This window comes from Bartonella harrusi, from assembly GCF_024297065.1.
GTDB lineage: Bacteria > Pseudomonadota > Alphaproteobacteria > Rhizobiales > Rhizobiaceae > Bartonella > Bartonella harrusi.
The window spans coordinates 1,324,413-1,345,248 of the sequence record NZ_CP101114.1; the positions used below are offsets into that span (position 1 = coordinate 1,324,413).

At 38.6% G+C, this 20,836-nt stretch carries 18 protein-coding genes and 3 pseudogenes; 16 read left to right on the forward strand and 5 right to left on the reverse strand.

From position 1 onward, the window contains the following. Positions 1 to 43 precede the first annotated feature (43 nt). From NMK50_RS06325 to NMK50_RS06340, 4 genes are all read left to right on the forward strand, one after another. The gene (locus NMK50_RS06325) at positions 44 to 1,438 is read left to right on the forward strand and encodes a Bgr_08870 family protein (protein ID WP_254769770.1); all 1,395 of its coding nucleotides are present in this window, start codon (positions 44 to 46) and stop codon (positions 1,436 to 1,438) included. Positions 1,439 to 1,447: 9 nt separating this feature from the next. Beyond that, positions 1,448 to 1,696, forward strand: coding sequence for a hypothetical protein (locus NMK50_RS06330; protein WP_254769771.1), 249 nt, complete (start codon positions 1,448 to 1,450; stop codon positions 1,694 to 1,696). Positions 1,697 to 1,906: 210 nt separating this feature from the next. Further along, complete coding sequence (locus NMK50_RS06335) at positions 1,907 to 2,182, forward strand: type II toxin-antitoxin system RelE/ParE family toxin (protein WP_241438737.1); 276 nt, start codon at positions 1,907 to 1,909, stop codon at positions 2,180 to 2,182. Positions 2,183 to 2,215: 33 nt separating this feature from the next. Next, complete coding sequence (locus tag NMK50_RS06340; protein WP_254769772.1) at positions 2,216 to 2,545, forward strand: HigA family addiction module antitoxin; 330 nt, start codon at positions 2,216 to 2,218, stop codon at positions 2,543 to 2,545. Between the two features lie 67 nt (positions 2,546 to 2,612). On the opposite strand, the gene NMK50_RS06345 is transcribed toward NMK50_RS06340, so the two are convergent. Both NMK50_RS06345 and NMK50_RS06350 read right to left on the reverse strand, forming a co-directional pair. Next, positions 2,613 to 2,891, reverse strand: coding sequence for a hypothetical protein (locus NMK50_RS06345; RefSeq protein ID WP_254769773.1), 279 nt, complete (start codon positions 2,889 to 2,891; stop codon positions 2,613 to 2,615). Continuing rightward, positions 2,888 to 3,631, reverse strand: a complete 744-nt coding sequence (locus NMK50_RS06350) for an antA/AntB antirepressor family protein (RefSeq protein ID WP_254769774.1) — start codon at positions 3,629 to 3,631, stop codon at positions 2,888 to 2,890. The genes NMK50_RS06345 and NMK50_RS06350 overlap by 4 nt, the downstream gene beginning before the upstream one ends. 353 nt (positions 3,632 to 3,984) lie before the next feature. Here NMK50_RS06350 and NMK50_RS06355 point away from each other — a divergent pair, with 353 nt between their 5' ends. From NMK50_RS06355 to NMK50_RS06390, 8 genes are read left to right on the forward strand one after another with little or no spacing between them, the layout of a single operon-like run. Continuing rightward, positions 3,985 to 5,376, forward strand: a complete 1,392-nt coding sequence (locus tag NMK50_RS06355; protein WP_254769775.1) for a phage tail sheath subtilisin-like domain-containing protein — start codon at positions 3,985 to 3,987, stop codon at positions 5,374 to 5,376. Then, positions 5,376 to 5,882, forward strand: coding sequence for a phage major tail tube protein (locus tag NMK50_RS06360; protein ID WP_254769776.1), 507 nt, complete (start codon positions 5,376 to 5,378; stop codon positions 5,880 to 5,882). The genes NMK50_RS06355 and NMK50_RS06360 overlap by 1 nt, the downstream gene beginning before the upstream one ends. A gap of 2 nt (positions 5,883 to 5,884) precedes the next feature. Beyond that, on the forward strand, positions 5,885 to 6,169 hold the full coding sequence (locus NMK50_RS06365; RefSeq protein WP_254769777.1) for a phage tail assembly protein: 285 nt from the start codon (positions 5,885 to 5,887) through the stop codon (positions 6,167 to 6,169). Between the two features lie 8 nt (positions 6,170 to 6,177). After that, entirely contained in the window at positions 6,178 to 6,282 is a 105-nt protein-coding gene (locus NMK50_RS10620) for a GpE family phage tail protein (RefSeq protein WP_374112214.1), read from the forward strand. Next, a complete protein-coding gene (locus NMK50_RS06375) occupies positions 6,279 to 8,414 on the forward strand; it encodes a phage tail tape measure protein (protein WP_254769778.1) in 2,136 nt (711 codons plus the stop codon). Before NMK50_RS10620 ends, NMK50_RS06375 begins: the two co-directional genes overlap by 4 nt. Positions 8,415 to 8,419: 5 nt before the next feature. Next, positions 8,420 to 8,800, forward strand: coding sequence for a phage tail protein (locus tag NMK50_RS06380; protein WP_254769779.1), 381 nt, complete (start codon positions 8,420 to 8,422; stop codon positions 8,798 to 8,800). Then, positions 8,797 to 9,021: a tail protein X gene (locus NMK50_RS06385; RefSeq protein ID WP_254769780.1), complete on the forward strand. Its 225-nt coding sequence runs from the start codon at positions 8,797 to 8,799 to the stop codon at positions 9,019 to 9,021. The genes NMK50_RS06380 and NMK50_RS06385 overlap by 4 nt, the downstream gene beginning before the upstream one ends. Further along, on the forward strand, positions 9,018 to 10,328 hold the full coding sequence (locus NMK50_RS06390; protein WP_254769781.1) for a phage late control D family protein: 1,311 nt from the start codon (positions 9,018 to 9,020) through the stop codon (positions 10,326 to 10,328). Before NMK50_RS06385 ends, NMK50_RS06390 begins: the two co-directional genes overlap by 4 nt. A 38-nt stretch (positions 10,329 to 10,366) precedes the next feature. On the opposite strand, the gene NMK50_RS06395 is transcribed toward NMK50_RS06390, so the two are convergent. Further along, positions 10,367 to 10,687, reverse strand: a complete 321-nt coding sequence (locus tag NMK50_RS06395) for an addiction module antidote protein (protein ID WP_254769782.1) — start codon at positions 10,685 to 10,687, stop codon at positions 10,367 to 10,369. After that, a complete protein-coding gene (locus tag NMK50_RS06400) occupies positions 10,674 to 10,976 on the reverse strand; it encodes a type II toxin-antitoxin system RelE/ParE family toxin (RefSeq protein WP_254769783.1) in 303 nt (100 codons plus the stop codon). Before NMK50_RS06400 ends, NMK50_RS06395 begins: the two co-directional genes overlap by 14 nt. Before the next feature lie 159 nt (positions 10,977 to 11,135). Between NMK50_RS06400 and NMK50_RS06405 the strand changes: the two are divergent. Further along, a pseudogene (locus NMK50_RS06405) lies at positions 11,136 to 11,462 on the forward strand (lysozyme); the annotation flags it as partial. 380 nt (positions 11,463 to 11,842) lie between these two features. Here the strand turns inward: NMK50_RS06405 and NMK50_RS06410 are convergent. After that, positions 11,843 to 13,194 (reverse strand): annotated as a pseudogene (locus tag NMK50_RS06410) (replicative DNA helicase). 230 nt (positions 13,195 to 13,424) lie between these two features. On the opposite strand from NMK50_RS06410, the pseudogene NMK50_RS10525 reads away from it, so the two are divergent. The 3 genes and pseudogenes from NMK50_RS10525 to NMK50_RS06430 all read left to right on the forward strand — a co-directional run bounded on the left by NMK50_RS10525 (position 13,425) and on the right by NMK50_RS06430 (position 20,725). Then, positions 13,425 to 14,032 (forward strand): annotated as a pseudogene (locus NMK50_RS10525) (fumarylacetoacetate hydrolase family protein). A gap of 3,020 nt (positions 14,033 to 17,052) precedes the next feature. Continuing rightward, positions 17,053 to 18,453 carry an amino acid permease gene (locus NMK50_RS06425; protein ID WP_254769785.1) on the forward strand — a complete coding sequence of 467 codons (1,401 nt, stop codon included), beginning with the start codon at positions 17,053 to 17,055 and terminating at the stop codon, positions 18,451 to 18,453. Positions 18,454 to 19,333: 880 nt separating this feature from the next. Beyond that, entirely contained in the window at positions 19,334 to 20,725 is a 1,392-nt protein-coding gene (locus NMK50_RS06430; protein WP_254769786.1) for an amino acid permease, read from the forward strand. Positions 20,726 to 20,836 lie beyond the last annotated feature (111 nt).

Here is a 20,836-nt window from a genome sequence, read left to right on the forward strand (position 1 = left end):
AAAATGGGATTTGGGGCTGCTTTAGAGACTTGGAGAATAAGAAATGACAAAAACCAAAAAGCTTGCAATGGAATTGCCCAAAGAAGGGCGTTTTATCAGTTCTGAATTTCCTATTTTGCGTGAGAACTTGACAAAACTTGATCAAGCCATAATGGAAGTTGAGGAAAAGCTAGACGAAAAAGCTCCTGCAAAACACACGCATAGCATAGGGGATGTTACAAATCTTGAGGCAGCCCTCAAAAGCAAGATGCCAGCAAATAAAACCTTTTCCTTTGCTGATTTGGGCGATATTGAGGGCGCTAAGGATGCTGCGAACAATTATGTTCTCTACAAAGCAAGCAACAATCATTTTACCTTTGGCAGTGCTGTCTCCCTTCTTGGAGCGCACCAACATAAAATTGAAGATATTGTTGGTCTTGATAGATTTAGAGCCAAGATTAATGAAGATCTGACAAGCTATGGGCGCCTAGCACAAGCCAATGAATGGCAGAATTATAACAAGTTTACCAGTAAAGTCACCATTGCTGGTGATTTGGAACTCATAAGCAATTCGTCATTGAATCTCATGCATAATGGGGAAATCGTCACAAGTCTCAGCATCACGGGCAGCAAGCTTAAAGGACCGCTCAAGGTTGATGGTGCGGAAGTTTATAGCAAAGACGAAGCTGTTATTGCTCTTCAAGAAATACGTGATGAAATCACAAAACTGAGGAAAGCGACCTCTCCCCTAGAAGTTCTTGTAACAGAAAGTGGTCCCATTCCATGGCCTGAAGGTGTTAGCGATAACACCGATATCGAAATATGGGCGTGGGGTGGCGGAGGAGGTGGTGGATATGGAAATAGCAGTGGTGGAGGTGGCGGTGGAGGAAGCGCGCGTGTTCAAATTAAAGGATCTCAGTTGAAATTCTCAAGAAGCGTTCAAATTGGATGTGGTGGAAAAGGTGGTGATGCTTCCTATGGTGGTGGCAGCGGAGGTGGAAGTACAATTATTAAAGACATTATCCGTGCAGGTGGTGGCGGCGGTGGTACTGGAAATTTGAGTAGTTATGGTGGCAGTGGTGGCGATGGAGAAATAAATGGCAATGGTCGCGGCGGTAGCGGTGGCGGCTCCTACTCTACCAATACCAGTGTCAATGGTAGTAGTTCTACTTTCGGAGGCGGTGGTGGTGGCTGCTATGCATACTATAAAGTCAGTGGTGGCACTTTTAATGCCCGCTACTCTACATCTATTGGTCATGGCGGAAGCTCTATTTATGGTGGTGCTGGAGGTGGTTGTGGTGCACAAAAGAGCCAAGGAGGCTACAGTGGGAAAGGAGGAAATGGTGGAAATAGTGGTGGCAATAAAGCTGGTGGAGGTGGAGGCTATTTTCCAGGAAAGTCTGGTGACGAAGGTGGCAATGGTGGCAACGGAGCAGTGTTGTTGAGATTTTTTATATAGGAGTTTTTTATGGAATATGCAGTTGTTGAAAAGGATGTGGTAACAAACATTATTGTCGCATCAGAAAATTATGTTCATGCCTTTGATGGTGAGGCAATCCCCTCAAGCGAAGCGCAAATCGGCTGGACTTATAAAGATGGGGTATTCTCTCCTCCCGTTATTGATGAAGAAAACAATTCTTCGTCTTCTGAAAAGGCTGAGACAGACACAGCAGTAGAATCTATGAAAGAACCACAAGAGAAAGATGAACAAATCTAATCTATAGCAAGCAAAGTCATTCTTTGTCTTTAGAGCGGTGTCTCGAAATCATAGCGAGTCACCCCATTTTTACTCCAAAGATTTCGTGCAGAGATGAACAGCTTATAGGCAAGCAGTATTGGCATCAATAATATTAAATTGTAACTTTTTTGTTGACAATTGTAACTTATTACATTACATATTATTTAAAATAAAGCTGTTGAGTTTGCTATGATCAAAACATTTAAAAATAAAGACCTACAATCTCTCTGGGAAACAGGAAAAAGTAAGATTGATAGCAGACTTCAACAGCGTATTATTCGCCGTCTTGATACTCTTGACGCAGCTTCTCAAGTGAGTGACATCAATGTACCGGGTTATAACTTTCATATGCTTAAAGGCTTTACTCCAACTCGCTACACAGTCCATATCAATGGTCCTTGGTGTATCACTTTTGAATTCCAAGATGGGCATGTTTATCATGTTGATCTGGAACAATATCATTGAAGTTTTTAAGATTAATTGTAAAGGAGACACTTCATGACCACACGTGATCCTAATCGTTGCCCTACTCATCCAGGAGAAATTTTAGCCGAATCTTTGGAGCATTTAGATACAAGCAAAACTGAAATTGCTCGCATTCTTCAAATATCACGCCAACATCTACACAGCATCCTTAAAGGACAACGCCCTGTTACAGCTGTTACAGCAGCCCGTATTGGCAAACTATTAGGCAATGGACCCGCCTTATGGTTACAACTTCAAGCCAATTATGATACATGGCATGCTTTGCGTGATATTGATGTTTCTTCTATTCCAACACTAGAAGCTAGTAAAAAAGTCAATGTACAAATGGACCATAGTTGTTAATAAAATAGATGGAGCTTTTATCACCTCCCCGCCCTTCAAGACGAGGAGATGATATTATGTTTTAAATTTAAGCACCTTTTACAACAGGGCTTTCTAAATTTGGTTCGTAAGCTTTCAACAAAGGCTCCATAATTGGAGGAGGTTTTAAAGTCCCAAAATTTGTAATCATTGCCAGAATTCTGAGTGCATTCGGTGATTCATCTTGAAGTTTTAAAATCAAAACTTTTTCTATTGCATCCATGGTTTCAATTAAAGCATTAAAATCCTTATCTTCAACATCATCACGATCAGAAAACTGAAACAAAGCCATCCACAAATCACATAAGAAATCAATACTGGTATTCATTGCACACCTCCATGGATTTGTTCTCTCAAGCAAGCCAATCCTCTGGATGTGATTTTTGTTGAAGGGAGTACCTTCTCTGTACCATCTGGTCTTTGAATTGTGATAGCAGGGCAATCCATCAAACCTTTCTTGATTTTATCCTGATAGGGTAACAAAGGAGCACCCGGAGCCCGTCGATAGACCCAATCATGTTTACGCAAGTAATCGGTTAGATCTTTTGGTCGGACTTCTAACATTTTTGCAGATTCAATCAGACCAAACAAGCCATCAGAGCGTTTTAAACCATCAAGCGCTTTTGCTTTGGGCTCTAACTCGGCAATCACATGATCTTTCTGCTCGATTTGGTTTTGCAAGTGATTCAAAACACCTAATACAGCTTCAGGACTCGAGTAATCTATCTGTGGTGTGGCTACTTGTTTTGCAAGTTTTTCACATTCAATAAAATACAAACGAGCTTCTCTACCTTTCTTATTGTTTTCAACCATAGAAAGTTCTTTTGCTACGCTTAGAGTCAAATGATAATCTTTACGATTATGTCCACCCCTACCTTTGCTCGCCAGATTTGGCGAGCAAACAAAGTCTTGATTTTCTACTAAATTATATTTTTTGATACGGTCAGTAACCCAATTGGAAAAATCTTTACCTACTTCCAAAAACGCATGTAACTCACGTGCATTTACTGTTTGAACAATATCACCATCAATAGTGGTTTGATGTATATCGATTAAGTATTGTGCCATGATTTGGCTCCTGTGTGCTTAAAGGTTTCTTAATAGACACCTAAAAAGGTGCCGGGTGCTAAGAAACACGGCACACAGCCCGTCGTTATGCTTTCCCCGTGAGGGTATTGTATAGCATAACCACACCCGACAATGCATTATATGCGTGTAACATATAATGAGTCAAAGCTTTTAATTGGCGGAAAAAGATTGTTTCGGCAATCCACCCGCTGTGTGTTTTAGATGTTTCTTAGGCACCTTTCTATGAATCTAACGGTTTTAAAGTTTTTGTCAAGTCGTTCTCAAGAACGTCTGTTTGTCTCTCATTTTTTCCCATTCATTTTCATTCACCAATCATGCAAAGGAGCATCATAATGACAACAGGTTTTTTACACGGTGTTGAAGTTGTCGAGGTGGACGATGGAACGCGTCCCCTTCGTGCGGTTCAATCGGCAGTTATCGGCATTGTCGGCACAGCACCCGATGCCGATGAACAGGCTTTTCCCCTCAATACACCGGTGTTGGTTACCGGTTCACTTTCACAAGCAGCAAAACTGGATAAAACAGGAAAGCGTCAAGGCACCCTACCCAATGCTCTTGATCTTATTTTTAAGCAAGTGGGTGCTATTGTTGTTGTCGTGCGTGTGCAAGAAGGTGATAACGAAAATGCAACATTGACCAATGTTTTAGGCGGTGTGAACACCAATGGTGCTTATGAAGGTGTGCATGCTTTGATTGGAGCACAATCCCTGCTTGGACAAACACCACGCATTCTGATTGCTCCAGGCTTTACCCATAAACGCCCCGTTAGCCTTAGCAAGATTGATGTCACCAACAAAGGCAGCGGTTATACCCAAGCAACTGTTAAAATTGCCGGCGGTGCAAAAGCAGAAGCAATCCTTGCCAATGGACAAGTAACCTCGATTGTTCTCAAGGACAATGGCTTTGATTATCAAACCGCCCCCAATGTAGTGATTGAAGGTGATGGCACTGGCGCAACAGCAAAAGCCGAAATCAGTGCAACCTCTAATCCTGTAGCAGCAGAGTTGATTGGCATTGCCGAACGTCTGCGCGCTATTGTGGTCATTGACGCACCAAACACAACCGATGAAGCAGCTCTTGATGCTGCAAAGGATTTTGATTCAAAACGCGCTGTTATTGTTGATCCTTTTGTAAAGGTGAATCGTGATGGAGAAATCATAGAACAGCCCGCAAGTGCGGCGGTTGCTGGTGTCATTGCCAAAACAGATTTCACACATGGTTTTTGGCATTCCCCTTCAAACAAAGTGATCAATGGCATTGTAGGAATTACCCGCCCGATTGATTTTTCCATTGGTGACAGATCAAGCCGTGCCAACCTTCTCAATGAACAAAACATCACAACAATTATTCGTGAGAATGGTTATCGTCTTTGGGGCAATCGCACCCTTTCAAGCGATACAAAATTCGCTTTCTTATCCGTTGTGAGAACCGCGGATATGATCAATGACGCCATCTTGCGTGGGCACATGTGGGCGGTCGACCGCAATATCAAAAAAACCTACATGAGTGATGTGAGTGAAAGCGTCAATGCCTATTTGCGTGATTTGAAAGCACAAGGTGCCATTCTTGGTGGGCAGTGCACGCCTGATCCAGAGTTGAATACAGCAAGCGCCATTGAGAGCGGCAGAGTCTATTTCAATGTTGAATTTACACCAACAACACCAGCAGAACATATCACCTTCCGTTCACGCATCATCAATGATTACCTAGAGGAGATCTTTTAATGACTGTACCCGTTTTACCGAGAGTTCTAAAATATTTTAACATTTTTGTTGATGGCATTCCCTATCAAGCAAAATGCGAAAGCGTGACGCTGCCAAATTTAAGTTTGGTTGTTGAAGAGTATCGCGGTGGTGGCATGGATAGCTCTCTTGAGATTGATCTTGGCCTTGAAACACTCATCCTCACTATGACCATTTCTGATTGTTCTCCAGAACTGATGGCACTGTTAGGGCGCTCTGATGTGAACATTTCATTGCGAAGTTCAATGCAAGCACAAGGCACACCAGCAGAAGGTGTTGTCATCACTATGAGGGGGCTTTGCAAAGGCTTTGAAATGGCAGAATGGCAACCGGGAAGCAAAGCAACATCCACTGCTACATTTACATTGCAGTATTTCAAATATGTCCAAAAGGATGTTGAAATTGTTGAGATAGATGTCCTCAACTTAATCAGAAAATTCAATGGTGTTAATCAATTAGCAGAACATAAAAACTTTTTAGGAATATAAAAATGACCATACAAACAAGCATCACGCATCAATTGCTTATCCCTGTGACCTTTGAAGGAAAAGAGCATACCACAATTACCTTACAGCGCCCCAAAACAAAAGATGTGCAAGCAATCGACAAAAAGGAAGGTGTTGAACAAACAATTGCTATGGTTGCACGCCTTTCTGGATGGCCCCATGAAGCTGTTGGGGAACTCGATATGAGTGACTTATCGAGCATTGGAGAAATTTTAGAGTCTTTTATCAAGCGGCGGGATACCTCGACTGGGAAACCGCCGCTCAACTGATAGCGGACATTGCCATTGTTTTTCATTGGTCCCTTGCAGACATGATGGAAATGGATCCGCAAGAATTAATCTTCTGGCGAAAACAAGCAGCAGAAAGGTATAAATCAAAATGAGTGAAAAAGTTGCTGATGCAAAGGTAAAATTGTCTCTTGAAGACAAACTTACCGCGCCTCTTAAACATCTTCAAAAAAGATTTGATACATTGTCAAAAACACTCTCCCATAGATTGAGTATCCCTCGCTTTTCTGCTGCAGTCAAAAATATGACATCACGTTTGCAAGGCGTTCAAAGTGCCCTTGGCACAGCGGCAAGCCGTGCTTCACTCTTTACCGGTGCTTTAGGGCTTGCCGGTGGAGGTCTTATCGCAAGTGTCACCGCCGTCACCATGAAAACCATGCATCTTGGGGATAGTCTTCATCACGCATCACGGCATTTAGGCATGAGTGTCACAGCGCTTCAGTTATGGGGGGATGCGGCAGACAATTCAGGATATTCTGCTGAACTTTTTCAACAATCCTTAGCAACTTTAAATAGGCGTTCGGCACAAGCATATGCCGGACAAAAAAGAGGCATTATGGGGTTTGAGGCACTTGGCATTTCTGTCAAAGATGCTTCTGGAAAACTCAAATCAAACTCTACCTTGTTAGAAGAAATCACCGACAAGATGAGTAAAATGAAAAATCAAGCGCAAAGACAGCATATTGCTGCTCTGCTGTTTGGTGGTGATGGCAAGGAAATGGCAGCCATGCTTGCGCAAGGGATGGCACCCATCAAAGAGCTGTTTGCAAAAGCACGGAAAGGAAAATGGTTGATTGGTGCCGATGTCGCACGCTATGCCGCAGATCTCAGTGATAAGCTTGGTGCTTTTAAGAAAAAAATAGGCGGTATCGCGCGCTTTATTGGCACACGCTTTATGCCTATTCTCAACGATATGATTGACAGTTTTTCAAAACTGATTGATGAAAACCGTGATCTCATACAAACAACCGTTGCTGGATGGGCTAAAACCTTAAAAAAAGTCTTTCATGATTTGCTTGATCCTACCTCTGATTTGAGAAAAGGCATCAGTGATCTTACCGAGAGGATTAAAGGCTGGTTTTTCTGGATGAAACCGCTTGTTGGTGAAATAACCCTGTTAAAAGTAGGACTTATAGCACTTGGTTGCTTTATTTTTGGTCCACTCATTGCCGCATTAGCTGCCGTGGGCGCATCTTTTGTCACGCTTGACTATACAATCATGACAACTCCTATTGGTTGGCTCATTGGTGGTATTGCGGCACTTGTTGCACTCTATAAATATTGGGATAAAATCAATGGTTGGGTTGCTGCTTCTTTAGCCGCAGTTGGAGCAGTTCTTACCGGAGCATTCATTGCGGCAATGGCACCAGCTGCCTCCACAGTTGCTGGTCTTGCTGTAACTCTTGTCACTTCACTTATTCCAGCAATAACTGCCGTTGGTTCTGCTTTTATATCGCTTGGGGTCGCAATCATGACCACTCCCGTAGGCTGGATAATCGGGGACATTGCGGCGCTTGTCACAGCTGGATATCTGCTCTATAAAAACTGGAATACAGTCGTAAATTTCATAAGCAAGTTATGGGATTCTTTTGCCAGTTTGTTCAGTAACACTTTCAGTAAACTCTTTACGCTCTTTAAAGAGTTTTCACCCCTCTTCTGGATAGCAAAAAAGGTCAACGCATTGATTGATTGGTTGTTCGGCGTCAATTTAATGGACGCAGGGGCTCATCTGATTGGCAGCTTGTGGGACGGCATCAAAAGCCAATGGACCGCTCTATGCAATTGGTTTAGCGGCATGATAAGCAAATTAACCAGTTGGATGCCTGATTGGATGAAAGAAAAACTTGGTTTCAATGTTTCAATCAACAAAACTTCAACAGAAACGATTAAAACCTTTACCGATGAAACCAATGCACGTGCAAAAAGAATAATGGATACCGCTGTTGTCACCAAGTCCCCCTTTGGACAAAGCAACAGTGGTTTTAATAAAGGGGCAATTGCAACAAAGCATATAGAAACTCCCAATGCAAAAGCAGATGCCTTCAAAGCTCCCAAACCAATTGCGGGTCATAAAGCTGTTGAAGTAGACGCCCGTGTAACCATTACAAATCTCAATATTTCAGTGCCAAATGGTCTCAAAGATGAAATCAGAGACGCTGTCAATCAAGCCCTTGAACGCTATGCCAAACAGCAACGTTTGGCGATAGCCTCTAGCCTTTCGGATTAAAGACCATGATGCTTGCTTTGGGTGGTTTTATTTTTTCAATTGAAACAGCAGCCTATCAAACTCTTGATCTGTCTTATGGCGTGCCATGGGTCGAGCAAGGACGATTGGGACGAAAAGCGGCTCTTCAATTGCCTGCTGTTGCAAATGCGGAATTTTTCTTAACGGGTGTGATTTATCCAGACTTCAAAGGTGGGCATGGACAACTCGAATATTTGCGGCAAATCGCCCATCAGGGACCTCACATTCTTGTAACAGGGCAAGGCAAAATTTTAGGCAAATTTGTTATCCTTTCCGTGGAGGAAAAGCAAAGCGTTTTTCATCATAACGGTGCCCCCAAAAAACAAGAATTTACAGTAAAACTGAGAGAGTATGGTGAAGACCTATGAGTGATCTTTATAGAACAAAACAAGGCGATATGGTTGATGCCATTTGTTGGAAATATTATGCCAAAGGTCAACAAGCGCTTGCTGTCGAACGGGTCTATGCAGCAAATTTTGGGCTTGCAGACCATGGACCCATTTTGACAGCAGGCATCACAATCATTTTGCCCTCCCTCCCCTATCCCAAGGCCACACCGGTGATGAGAATTTGGGGCAGCAAATCATGAAACCTTTTTGCATGGTTATGGCAAATGGACAAGACATCACCAAAACTCTCATGAATTATGTTTTATCAATTGAAATAACCGATGAGGCAGAAGACAAAAGCGACCGTATCACCATAGAGCTTGATGACCGTGCACGCAATAGTGATAATGGCTTTCTTGATATACCCCTCATTGGAACAGTTCTTTCCGTAACACTTGGCTATGAAAGCGGCAAAATACGCGATATGGGAGCATATCTGATAGATGAAATCTCTGTAAGCAGTCCACCGCAAAGCTTAACTGTTACAGGGCGCGCCGCAGCAATGAACACGTCTTATAGAACACCCAAAAGCCAATCTTATCACCAGCAAACACTTGGCCATATTGTTCAAGAAATCGCACAGCGTAATGGTTACACCGCAAAAGTTGACCCTTCTCTTGCAAAAATTGTTGTGCGTCATATTGATCAAACCGCTGAAAGTGATATGGCTTTTGCCGCCCGCCTTGCAGAGGAATATGATGCGGTAGCAAAGCCTGTTGATGGTAAGCTAGTCCTTGCCAAACGGGGAGAAGGCAAAGCCATCACCGGCGAGACACTTCCCGTAGTGGTTCTTCATGAGGAACAGTGCACCTCTTGGGATTTTAAATACAGTGCACGGGATGAAGCAGGTGCAGCCAATGGTTTAGAAACGGATGATGGTGAGGACCAAAAAGCCGCAGCGGATGCACGTGCACCAGAAGAGATAGAGGAGGATGAAAACGCCATCCATATGGATGAAAATGATCTACCAGAACCATCTGAACCAGAAAGAGGAGAAAAAACAGAAAAAGAAGCGGAGAAGCAAGAACAAGAGAAAAAAGGCGGCGTTATCGCAACCTATTATGATCTACGCAGTGGTGAAAAGAAAGAAGTCAAATCCGGTCATTCGCCGTTTCATGAACTCAAATATACCTACCATAATCAATCAGAGGCTGTTGCAGCTATTGCCGCTTATCGTAACAAATCGTCACGGGGGAAATCTTCTTTCTCCTGTGATATTGGTGGTGATCCCTTTGTGCAAGCAGAGGCAAAACTTGTTCAAGATCCCCCTTTCCGTCCTTATATACCAGCAGAATGGCGCATCAAAAGCGTCAAGCACAAGCTTGATAAAACGGGTGGTTACACCACAAAAATAGAGTGCGAACTTTTTGATGAAGGACAAGAAGACGCCGCTGGAAATGTTGCAAACACAACGCCAGATAAGGATGATACTCTTGATCCAAACGCTCCACAAAATGCATGCGATGAAGGCGAAGGCGTCATCCATATGGATGAGGAGGATATATAAGTCAAATTAGCAAAAATATTAAAAAAGTGAAGAAAAGATCAAGATGCTTCTTCTAACACTGTTTGTTTCTCAGAATCATTTTGAACAGGAGTTAAACTGATTTGCAAATTTAAAGCACTCAAAACACTGAGAAAAGTAGAAAGCCGTGGGTCACCTTTGTCACTTAGAGAACGATAGAGAGATTCACGATTTAAACCTGTCTCTTGGGAAACAGCTGTCATTCCCTGTTTACGTGCAATGATGCCTAATACATGTGCAATATAACCACTATTTTTAGTTTCTAAAGCATCATCTAGTAAAATCTTAAAGTCTTCAGGCGTATTAAAATATTCACTTACATCAAATTTAGTGATTTCCATGTTTTATTTCCTTTACTAATTGAAGGGCTTTTTCGATATCCTTTTGTTGGGTAGATTTATCACCAGCATTCAATAATAAGATAATCTCTTGCCCTTGTTTTACAAAATAAATCCTATAGCCTGGTCCATGATTTATTTTTAATTCACCAATACCACGGAAATATTTCACATCACCTAAAAGACCATATTCAAGACGCAAAATGCGCGCAGCAACCTTCTTTTGCGCTTGTTTATCTTTTAACGAGTCTAACCACTCTGTAAAATAAAATGTTTTTTTAACAATAAACATCTGTAGCTTATATACTACATAATAAATAATGTCAAATATATTCTTTTGTTCCAGTGAAAAAGCTACATAAGTTTTAATAAGCCGTCTTTTCGAAGAGAAAAGAGATGCACTTTTTAATCCAGCTCTGCCTTGTGCGGAGCTTTTTTTATGGAGAAACCTATGAGAAAAATATCATCAGAAGGACTTGCACTTATTAAACAATGGGAAGGCTTGCGTCTCAACGCCTATAAAGATGCTATTGGTATATGGACCATTGGTTATGGACATACAAACGCTGCTGGAAAACCCTTTGTTCATAAGGGCATGACAATCACTGAAGAACAAGCCGAAGAGTTTCTTTGCCATGATTTGCAACAATTTGAGAATGCTGTTGAACGCGCCGTTCAAGTTTCCTTAACCGATGAACAATTCGCAGCACTCGTATCCTTTTGTTATAATGTAGGAACAGCAGCCTTTTGCAATTCGACACTGTTAAAAAAACTCAATTGTAGCTTGCCACTAGGTTTTGCATAATTTGACACTAGGTTTTGCAGCAATTCATTTTTTTTCGCAGAGTTTTTAAGCGGTTCTCAGAGAAGCTTTAAGAGGTGTTTAGAATGGCTTTTATGAGTTCTTTTTTTGCTTGGCCCAGAATCACAATTTAAGATGATTCATTTCTTCCAGCAATCCCCTTATTTGACACCTAAAATCTATAAAATATGCATGCAGAGACCAACAAATTTTGTATCATTTGCATCATATTTTGTAAAAATGACCTCCTTTTCAAAGGATTTTCATTTTTTCAAAGGGCTCTCAAAGGGTCTTCAAAGGCCTTTCAAAGGTCATTTAAAGACCCTTTTATGCATGTTTTTCTCTTATGATTTTCTTCATAAATCACTAAAACGTGTAAAATCAGATTGGAAAGCAAGAGGAACAGTGCCTGTGGGACCATGGCGTTGTTTGGCTATAATAACTTCAGCTTGCCCCCTCACCTGATCCATCTTCTCTTGCCATTTGACGGCTTCAACACTGCCTTCCTTTGGCTGTTCATTTTTCAAGTAATATTCTTCACGATAGACAAACAAAACAATATCTACATCTTACTCAATCGAACCGGATTCACGCAAATCAGAAAGTTGTGGACGCTTATCGGTGCGGTTTTCAACTTGCCGTGAAAGCTGTGAAAGAGCGATGATGGGAATATTCAGTTCTTTTGCTAGCGCTTTAAGACCCATGGTAATGGCTGTCATTTCTTGCACACGATTGTCTGAGGAACGTTTGGAATGACCCGTTATTAACTGGATATAATCAATAATCAAAACATCTAAACCATGTTGCCGTTTGAGGCGCCTTGCACGCGCTGCCAATTGGGCAACAGACAGACCACCCGTTTGATCGATATAAAGCGGGGCTTTTTGCAGAGAATGTGTCATGTGGATGAGTTTAGTAAATTGCTGTTCTGAGAGATTGCCCCGTCTGATATCAGAAGAAGAGACTTCTGTTTGTTCAGAAATAATACGGGTTGCTAGCTGCTCTGAGGACATTTCTAAGGAGAAGAATCCAACGATACCTCCCTCATTGTTTTGTTTCTGTGTTTGGTCATCACGCTTGTAAGCATTGGCAATATTAAAGGCAATGTTGGTTGCAAGAGAGGTTTTTCCATACCAGGGCGACCAGCGATGATAATAAGATCAGATTTTTGTAATCCTCCCATTTTCTCATCAAGGGTTTTGATATGGATTGCGATTCCTGAAAGTCGTGAGGAACGCTTTTTTGCAGCACTTGCCATGGTAAGTGCCTTTGTGAGAGCACCTGCAAAATTTTCAAATCCACCGCCATATTTTCCCTTTTCTGCCAATTCAAACAACTGCTGTTCAATCACTTCAATTTGTTGTGAGGGACTCAATTCTACAGGAGCGTCAAAGGCTGTATCGACAACTTGATGCCCAAGGTTAATTAAGGAGCGTCGAAGGAAAAGATCATAAATAATCCGCCCATAATCTTGCGCATTAATGATGGTGACTGCTTCTTTAGCGAGACGTACAACGTAATGAAAGACAGTGATCTCACCAATCTTTTCTTCTGCTGGAAGAAAGGGTTTCATGGTCACGGGATTGGCAAGTTTTCCCTTGTGGATCATCTGTGAGGCAATCGCAAAGATATTTTGATGCAAGGGTTCAAAAAAATGGGCTGCTTTAAGAAAATCTGAAACACGATCAAGTGCATTAAAAATTTTCATAATTTGCCGAAAAATTGTTGCTATGCAATATGTTTTTTATATAAAATCAAAAGGAAGCGCGCTCCCATGAAAGCTCAGAAAAACAATGTTACGGAGCTTTTGCCAAGACTAATCATTAACACATACAACGCATATTTTTCAGAAAGCTCACATATCGATATGAGAAAAGATATTGTTTCCACAGTAATATCTTGCCTATATAGCAAAAATAAAAAACTTGGAAATTTCTTATGATTAATGATATTTACTGCATTGGACGTAATTATATTGAACATATTCATGAATTAGGCAATATTGTTGAAGATAACCCCGTTATCTTTAGCAAACCAAACAGTTCACTCCTTGTAGGAAATGAAATTTATCTTCCTGATTTTTCCGAAGAAATCCATTTTGAAACTGAAATTGTGCTCAAAATCTCAAAAGACGCTTTTATAGTCACTGAGAAAGGAGCAGAAGAATGCTATGATGCAATAGCAATAGGTCTTGATCTTACAGCGAGGGATGTGCAAACAAAACTGAAAGAAAAAAGCTTCCTTGGCTTTTATCTAAAGGATTTAAAGGTGCCGCGTACGTATCTGACTTTATAAATAAGAAAAAAATAAACAATCCAATAACCTTTATAATCAAGTTGAATGGTGAAACGAAGCAATTTGGCAATACGAAAAATATGATCTTTAGCTTTGCAAAAATAATATCATTTTTAAGTAGCTACATTCAGTTAAGACGTGGTGATATCATATACACAGGAACTCCAGAGGGTGTAGGGAAACTTTCTAAGCATGATAGAATAGAATTATATCTTGAAGATCAATTCATTTCAGAGCTAAAAATCAAATGAATCGTCAAATACTGACTTCTTTCATTGTTTCATTTTTTTAATTATCTCACTAGGGCCCAATATGGCCCTTATCATCGATAACGCAACGAGATTAGGAAAAAAATGCATTTATAAACGTTTTAGGATTGTGTACAGCAACATATGTGCATAAGGCATTTTCCATACTAGGTGTATCAGCGCTCATCTTCAACAACAAAGCACTGTTTTTTAGTAAAACTCATGGGAAGCTGCTATTGATTATATATGGGCTTTAAGTCGATTAAATCTGGAATACACAGCTTAAATTCAAAAGAAAGAATGAAAAGAATACTGTAAAAAAACAAAACTTTTCACAAGCTATATCGACGGTTTTTTTGACACAAATATTAAACCCTAAAGTACCAATTTTTTACATAGCAGCTTCCCAAAGTTCTTAGCTTCTAATGGGTGTATTAAAAAAAGCTTTGAATTTGTCACAATACATTTTTTCAACATCTTTGCATGGTTTACTTTAATGATCATTTTTATATCATTTGCCAGCATCACTTTAAAATAGCGACAGGAACAGTTTTATCTCTGTTTTCTTTTTTATTTTTTTGGATAACAGTATCTTATCAAGAATAAGTTATACTTCTAACAGACAAATCTTTCCATGACTTTAGCCGTCTTACGCTATTAAAATCGATATTCTATCCTCCATCAACACTTATACTACACCAATTTTTCTACAATTCTCTCTGTATCGCTAAACTATGAATTGATTTAGCTAACCTTGGGAATGCTCATTTATTAAAATGAAATATGATTCATTTGAAAATACTTTCAACTATTTCATGTACCACGCTCTCATCAAAAAACACTAAAAATTGTAGATTTAAATGTTATAGCAATACGCTTAGCAATCTTACAGATCATAGCTCTCTCTTCATATTGCCCCAAGTGATCCAAAATAATATCAAAGCAATAAGATAACTTTGATCAAAACAACTATACCACTTTAAAGGTCAATAAATTGATTTATAATGATAATTTATCGTTTTGCATATTGGATTAACCCCCAAATATTATAAGATTCTCTGATTTCAAATCTGTTTATGTTGAATCAATCAAAACCATCCCCTTATATATAACAAGCAGGATAGATATATGGATAAAAACACGAAAAAAAGGAGTAGAAAACCTCTTAATAATTGTCTTAATGCAAGAGCTATAGCAACATTGAGGGCCGATAGTAAATGGTACCGGCTTGCACCTTTATAAGCGTAAAAATGGCGGTAATCAGTGGATTTTACGCTATACCATTCACAGGCAGCGATATAAAATAAGCTTGGGGACTTAAGAGATATCCCTTTTAAAAATGTGAATGTGCAACGCAATAACATCATATTCTTCGTGAAAGTCATGAGCCTCCATTAAAGTCTTGGAATCCTTTTTGAACTTTTATTGAGTAACGTTAAGATATTGTAGAACTGTCAATCGATACAATACATCTTAATAATTTAGAGATCTATATTGATGTTTTTTGAAAAAACAAAAATTTTAAGGTGATATCCAACGATAGCTTCACATTCAGCGTAGATCATTCTTTTTTAGAAAGAAGAAGAAAAATTGAAAAGAGAAAATGTATTCTCTGATTTTAAAAACAGTATCAAATGAACGTTGAAAACGTGTAGCATCAATCATAGCAACAACAAAAACAAAGCTAATAACAATCTTTATCGCTGTCTTTATCCCATTCCAAAACCGCCGTAAATAGCTCCACCTAGAACTTAAGACATAGCAAAGCATCCACTCATAAAACCATAAGCAGCAACAATTGCACCACACTCTCACCAAGGTGTGTTATTATGAAAATCAGCGTGCTCACTGAAGAAACGAATACCCTTGAACTTCCAGCAGATACACGACTTAAAGCACCAATCTTTATAAAGAAATGATCCATTGAAACAGACTAAAGTGCACCTCAATTATGGTAAAGCTCAAAACACGCAGAACAATCAATATTTAAAGACAAGCAGAACCATTAATAATTTTGATGAGAGAAACTCCGTTAAAACTGGATACGCGTAACTTCATTTCACAAGCCTTAATGAAAAGACCGACATTTGCCATAAATGGTTTACATGAGATAACGAAATTTTGCTAATAGTAACATAAAAATTCCTATACGGTTTTGCAAATTTGTCATCAGTGCAAATTTTTTGATTTCCATATACACGCTCGCACAAGTAAGGGGTGTTTGAAAATTGTTTCCACCAAACCACACCACACGCACTGAATCGACCTAGACTGCCCACTAAAAAGATTTTTCTCCACTAAAAATTTCTATTGTAATTTTCCCTAAAATTCATCAAAAACCTCTATGGATCATTTATCCTTAACCTTAAAATGAAAGTGGTTTTGCATGTTATTTAAAATCTTTTTTCTGATAAAGCGCACCAATCATCCAAAATCATAAACTCTCAAGATGCCATAAACTTCAACCACATGGCTTCTTATAAAACGCAGAATTTCTTAAGTTTTAGAATCGGCTGAACACAAAAACACAAAGAGATCAAATAAAACGCCTAATAAAATGATTTGAGAAATCACTTTAGAGTCTATTGTTATTTGCAGATTATTCCTTAAATAAGATAGCAATTTTATACTCTATTCGACTAAAAATTAAAATCCCTCTCCATTATGATATTAAAAGAAGCTGTAAGTAATTATTACGAATAGAATTTCTCATCGCCCACAAGTATTTTTTATAACCATTTGAAATAGTTTAAGAATAACGACTATAATGCTAAATCCTTTTGTCAACCATTGACCCGTCATCTTAACAGCAACTTACAAGTCTGTACGCAAATACGCATAGCATTGTTTTGGAGTAAGATTATCTGTCCTTATCAGTTTCCTATTCCTATGCTTTTTCTTTATCCACATAACATCATAAAAAATATTTTTTTCCTTTACTCCTCATTTATATCATGCTTCGATACACTGGATTACTTTTTTAATGTTTTAAATCCTCAATAATTAAAGGGAACATCTAAAAAATGAACAATACACAAAATTTAGAAGATAATCCCCAGCAGAAATTGCAACGTGGATTAGATAACCGTCACGTACAACTTATAGCTCTCGGAGGTGCTATTGGAACAGGTCTCTTTATGGGATCGGGAAAAACAATCAGCGTAGCAGGACCTTCGATCATACTCGTTTACGCCATTATAGGCTGTGCCTTATACTTTGTAATGCGTGCTATGGGAGAATTATTGCTTTCTAATTCGCAATACCGCTCTCTGGTTGATTTTTCAACCGATATGCTAGGACCAGGAATCGCTTTTTTTGTGGGCTGGAGCTATTGGTTAAGCTGGGTCGTAACTGGAGCCGCAGATATTATTGCTATCATCACTTACCTGCACTTTTGGTGGCCAACACTCAACCCATGGATTATTGTTTTTTCTTGCATTGCTTTCTTTTTAGTTTTTAATCTCTTTGCCGTAAAACTGTTCGGTGAACTCGAATTTTGGTTTGGTCTTATCAAAATCGTAGCGATTTTAGCATTAATTGTTGTTGGACTTTATATGATCGTTACTGGCTTTACCGCTCCAAATGGCACTGTCGCCTCTTTCGGTCACGTATGGAACGGTGGCGATATATTTCCTCGGGGAATTACAGGTTTTTTTGCTGGTTTTCAAATTGCCATCTTCTCTTTTATTGGTATAGAAATTGCTGGGACAACTGCAGCTGAAGTTAAAAACCCTAAAGAAGTGCTGCCCAAGGCTATTAATGCAATACCAGTTCGCATTATGCTTTTTTATATCCTTTCCCTTGCCATAATTATGTCAGTTACACCTTGGAACCAAGTTGTTCCAGAAAAAAGCCCCTTTGTTGCGATGTTTTGGCTTGCTGGTATTCCAATTGCTGCTGGTTTGATAAATTTTGTCGTTCTTACTTCAGCCGCCTCTTCAGCAAATAGTGGTATTTTTTCTACCAGCCGCATGATATATGGACTTGCAACACAAAGTGGTGCGCCTCGCTTTATGGGTAAACTTTCCAAATACCATGTTCCAGCCAATGCCTTATTCTTCTCTTGCTTATGTATTTTCTTAGGATACGCAATTACATCGCTATCTCCAAGTATCATAAGTGCTTTCACAATTGTGACAAGTATTTCAGCTATTGCACTTTTATTTGTATGGTCTGTAATTCTAGTGAGTTATATTGTATATCGTCGCAAGCATCCTCAGCTACATGCTGAATCTATCTACAAAATGCCAATTGGTAATATTTTGTGCTGGCTCATTTTAGCTTTTTTTGTTTTCATGCTCTATTTGTTAACATTAGAACATGATACCTTCATAGCTTTGAAATGCGGCATAGTATGGTTTATTTTCTTAAGCATAACCTATTTTTTATTTGTAAAGAAAAAAATGACTCAAGGTAACAAATAAACTCTATACATAAAAACATCTCGAAAAAGGGGGATTTTAATTACCCTTTTTCTATTTAATCTCCTCCCCACACCTCAAAAAACAAGCATTCCTACCAACGCATGTTTGTAAATAACCCAGCGTGTTAAGGGGAAATGCTTCTAACCATTTATATAGTTCACCTACATAAGGGGGCTCTATCTATGGATCAGATCTGCCCTGAATACTCACCACGCATTCTCAAAATACTTAATGTGTAAAATTTGATATTTTTTATATCACTGCTCGAAACAACAGTCTTTTACTACTATAATAAGATAAAGAAATGAGCTATTCTGTAAATAATTCTCTATAAACTTTACCAACATTGTTTACTAATAAAACATGATATTTTATCTTACTTTCCCAAAAAAATTATATTAATTTTTTCTCAAATTTAAAAAACAGATCTAAACAGAATATATCTTAATAGCTATCTACAATAAAAAAAAGATTCTACTAAAATATTTTTCTATTTGATAAAATTATAATTTTAATTACATTATTACATAATATTAAATATTAATTAAAGTATAATTTCATTATAAAAATGTTTATAAAATATAAATTTTTATTAAAAATTATTAAAATAAATATTTTATAAAAAAAATATACTTATATAAAAATATAATATTCATTATTAATAATGATTTTATAATAATATATAAAAATTATAATATAACTTCTATTTTATTAATTATGTATCAAATAATTATTTTATAAATTCGTAATGTTTTTTCTTGTTTCACATATAGTTATAGAAAAAAATTCCTTTACTCCTTAGCCATAGCGTGTTCCGATAGAAGAGATTACCTTTTTAGGGTAATTTTTATCTAAAATAACGAAGGGGAACTTCCCAAAAATGAACAAACAAAATTTAGAAAAAAAAACCAAGAAGAAATTGCAACGTGGACTACATAACCGACACATACAACTTATAGCACTTGGTGGAGCAATTGGAACAGGTCTTTTTATGGGATCAGGAAAAACAATCAGCGTAGCAGGACCCTCCATTCTACTCGTTTATGCAATTATTGGCTGTGCTCTATACTTTGTTATGCGAGCTATGGGAGAGTTATTGCTTTCTAATACACAATATCGATCTTTTATTGACTTCTCAACCGATCTTCTAGGACCTTGTGCCGGATTCTTTATCGGCTGGACATATTGGTTGTGTTGGATTGTCACTGGAACTGCTGAAGTTATTGCTATTGTCACTTATACACATTTTTGGTGGCCTGAACTCAATTCGTGGATTCCTGTTATAATTAGTATTATATCCTTTTTAATTCTTAACCTCGTCGCAGTAAAACTATTTGGCGAACTTGAGTTTTGGTTTGGTTTTATCAAAATCGTAGCAATTCTCGTCTTAATTGTTGTGGGATTTTACATGATCTTTACCGGTTTTGTCTCTCCAAACGGCACAGTTGCTTCTCTTAGCAATATCTGGAATGATGGAAATATTTTTCCGCGAGGAATTACAGGCTTTTTTGCTGGATTTCAAATTGTTATTTTTGCTTTTGTCGGCATTGAACTCGCTGGAACAGCTGCTGCTGAAGTAAAAGAGCCTCAAAAAGCTTTACCGCAGGCTGTTAATTCAATACCAATCCGTATTGTATTCTTTTATATATTCTCTATTCTTGTGATTATGTCTGTGACCCCGTGGAATCAAATCAGTCCAGAAAAAAGCCCATTTGTAACAATGTATGCACTTATTGGTATTCCAATTGCTGCAGGTTTGATGAACTTTGTGGTCCTCACAGCTGCCGCATCTTCAGCAAATAGTGGAATTTTTTCTACCAGCCGTATGATATATGGGCTAGCAACACAAAAAGGTGCTCCTAAATTTTTAGGAAAACTTTCTCGTAACCACGTTCCAGCCAACGCATTATTCTGTTCATGTTTATGCATCTTATTTGGTTATGCAGTTGTGTCGTTATCTCAAACCCTCATTGCGGCTTTTACAATCGTTACAACGATTGCCGCCACTTTGTTTATATTTGTATGGTCTATTATTTTGATCAGCTATATCGTCTATCGTCGCAATCGTCCTCTCCAGCATACAGTCTCTCCTTATAAAATGCCAGGAGGTGTTGTTATGTGTTGGGCGCTACTTTTTTTCTTTGCATTCATTATTTATTTATTATCATTAGAAGCGGATACTGCTATAGCTTTAAAATACACTCCAGCGTGGTTCATATTTTTAGGGATTGTATATTTCCTTTTTAGAAAAAAGAATGTTGCAAAAAATTAAACAAATAAAGCTTCTATTGCAAAAAACATATAAAAAAGGGTAACTTCAGTTACCCTTTTTTATATTTATCTATAAAGTTATAAAAGCTATTGAAAAAATAGCTCTGTAGCA

Excerpts from the sequence above, each read along its gene's own strand:
- NMK50_RS06325 (WP_254769770.1), top strand. The coding sequence starts at position 44 with ATGACAAAAACCAAAAAGCTTGCAATGGAATTGCCCAAAGAAGGGCGT.
- NMK50_RS06330 (WP_254769771.1), top strand. The coding sequence starts at position 1,448 with ATGGAATATGCAGTTGTTGAAAAGGATGTGGTAACAAACATTATTGTC.
- NMK50_RS06335 (WP_241438737.1), top strand. The coding sequence starts at position 1,907 with ATGATCAAAACATTTAAAAATAAAGACCTACAATCTCTCTGGGAAACA.
- NMK50_RS06340 (WP_254769772.1), top strand. The coding sequence starts at position 2,216 with ATGACCACACGTGATCCTAATCGTTGCCCTACTCATCCAGGAGAAATT.
- NMK50_RS06345 (WP_254769773.1), bottom strand. The coding sequence starts at position 2,891 with ATGAATACCAGTATTGATTTCTTATGTGATTTGTGGATGGCTTTGTTT.
- NMK50_RS06350 (WP_254769774.1), bottom strand. The coding sequence starts at position 3,631 with ATGGCACAATACTTAATCGATATACATCAAACCACTATTGATGGTGAT.
- NMK50_RS06355 (WP_254769775.1), top strand. The coding sequence starts at position 3,985 with ATGACAACAGGTTTTTTACACGGTGTTGAAGTTGTCGAGGTGGACGAT.
- NMK50_RS06360 (WP_254769776.1), top strand. The coding sequence starts at position 5,376 with ATGACTGTACCCGTTTTACCGAGAGTTCTAAAATATTTTAACATTTTT.
- NMK50_RS06365 (WP_254769777.1), top strand. The coding sequence starts at position 5,885 with ATGACCATACAAACAAGCATCACGCATCAATTGCTTATCCCTGTGACC.
- NMK50_RS06375 (WP_254769778.1), top strand. The coding sequence starts at position 6,279 with ATGAGTGAAAAAGTTGCTGATGCAAAGGTAAAATTGTCTCTTGAAGAC.
- NMK50_RS06380 (WP_254769779.1), top strand. The coding sequence starts at position 8,420 with ATGATGCTTGCTTTGGGTGGTTTTATTTTTTCAATTGAAACAGCAGCC.
- NMK50_RS06385 (WP_254769780.1), top strand. The coding sequence starts at position 8,797 with ATGAGTGATCTTTATAGAACAAAACAAGGCGATATGGTTGATGCCATT.
- NMK50_RS06390 (WP_254769781.1), top strand. The coding sequence starts at position 9,018 with ATGAAACCTTTTTGCATGGTTATGGCAAATGGACAAGACATCACCAAA.
- NMK50_RS06395 (WP_254769782.1), bottom strand. The coding sequence starts at position 10,687 with ATGGAAATCACTAAATTTGATGTAAGTGAATATTTTAATACGCCTGAA.
- NMK50_RS06400 (WP_254769783.1), bottom strand. The coding sequence starts at position 10,976 with ATGTTTATTGTTAAAAAAACATTTTATTTTACAGAGTGGTTAGACTCG.
- NMK50_RS06425 (WP_254769785.1), top strand. The coding sequence starts at position 17,053 with ATGAACAATACACAAAATTTAGAAGATAATCCCCAGCAGAAATTGCAA.
- NMK50_RS06430 (WP_254769786.1), top strand. The coding sequence starts at position 19,334 with ATGAACAAACAAAATTTAGAAAAAAAAACCAAGAAGAAATTGCAACGT.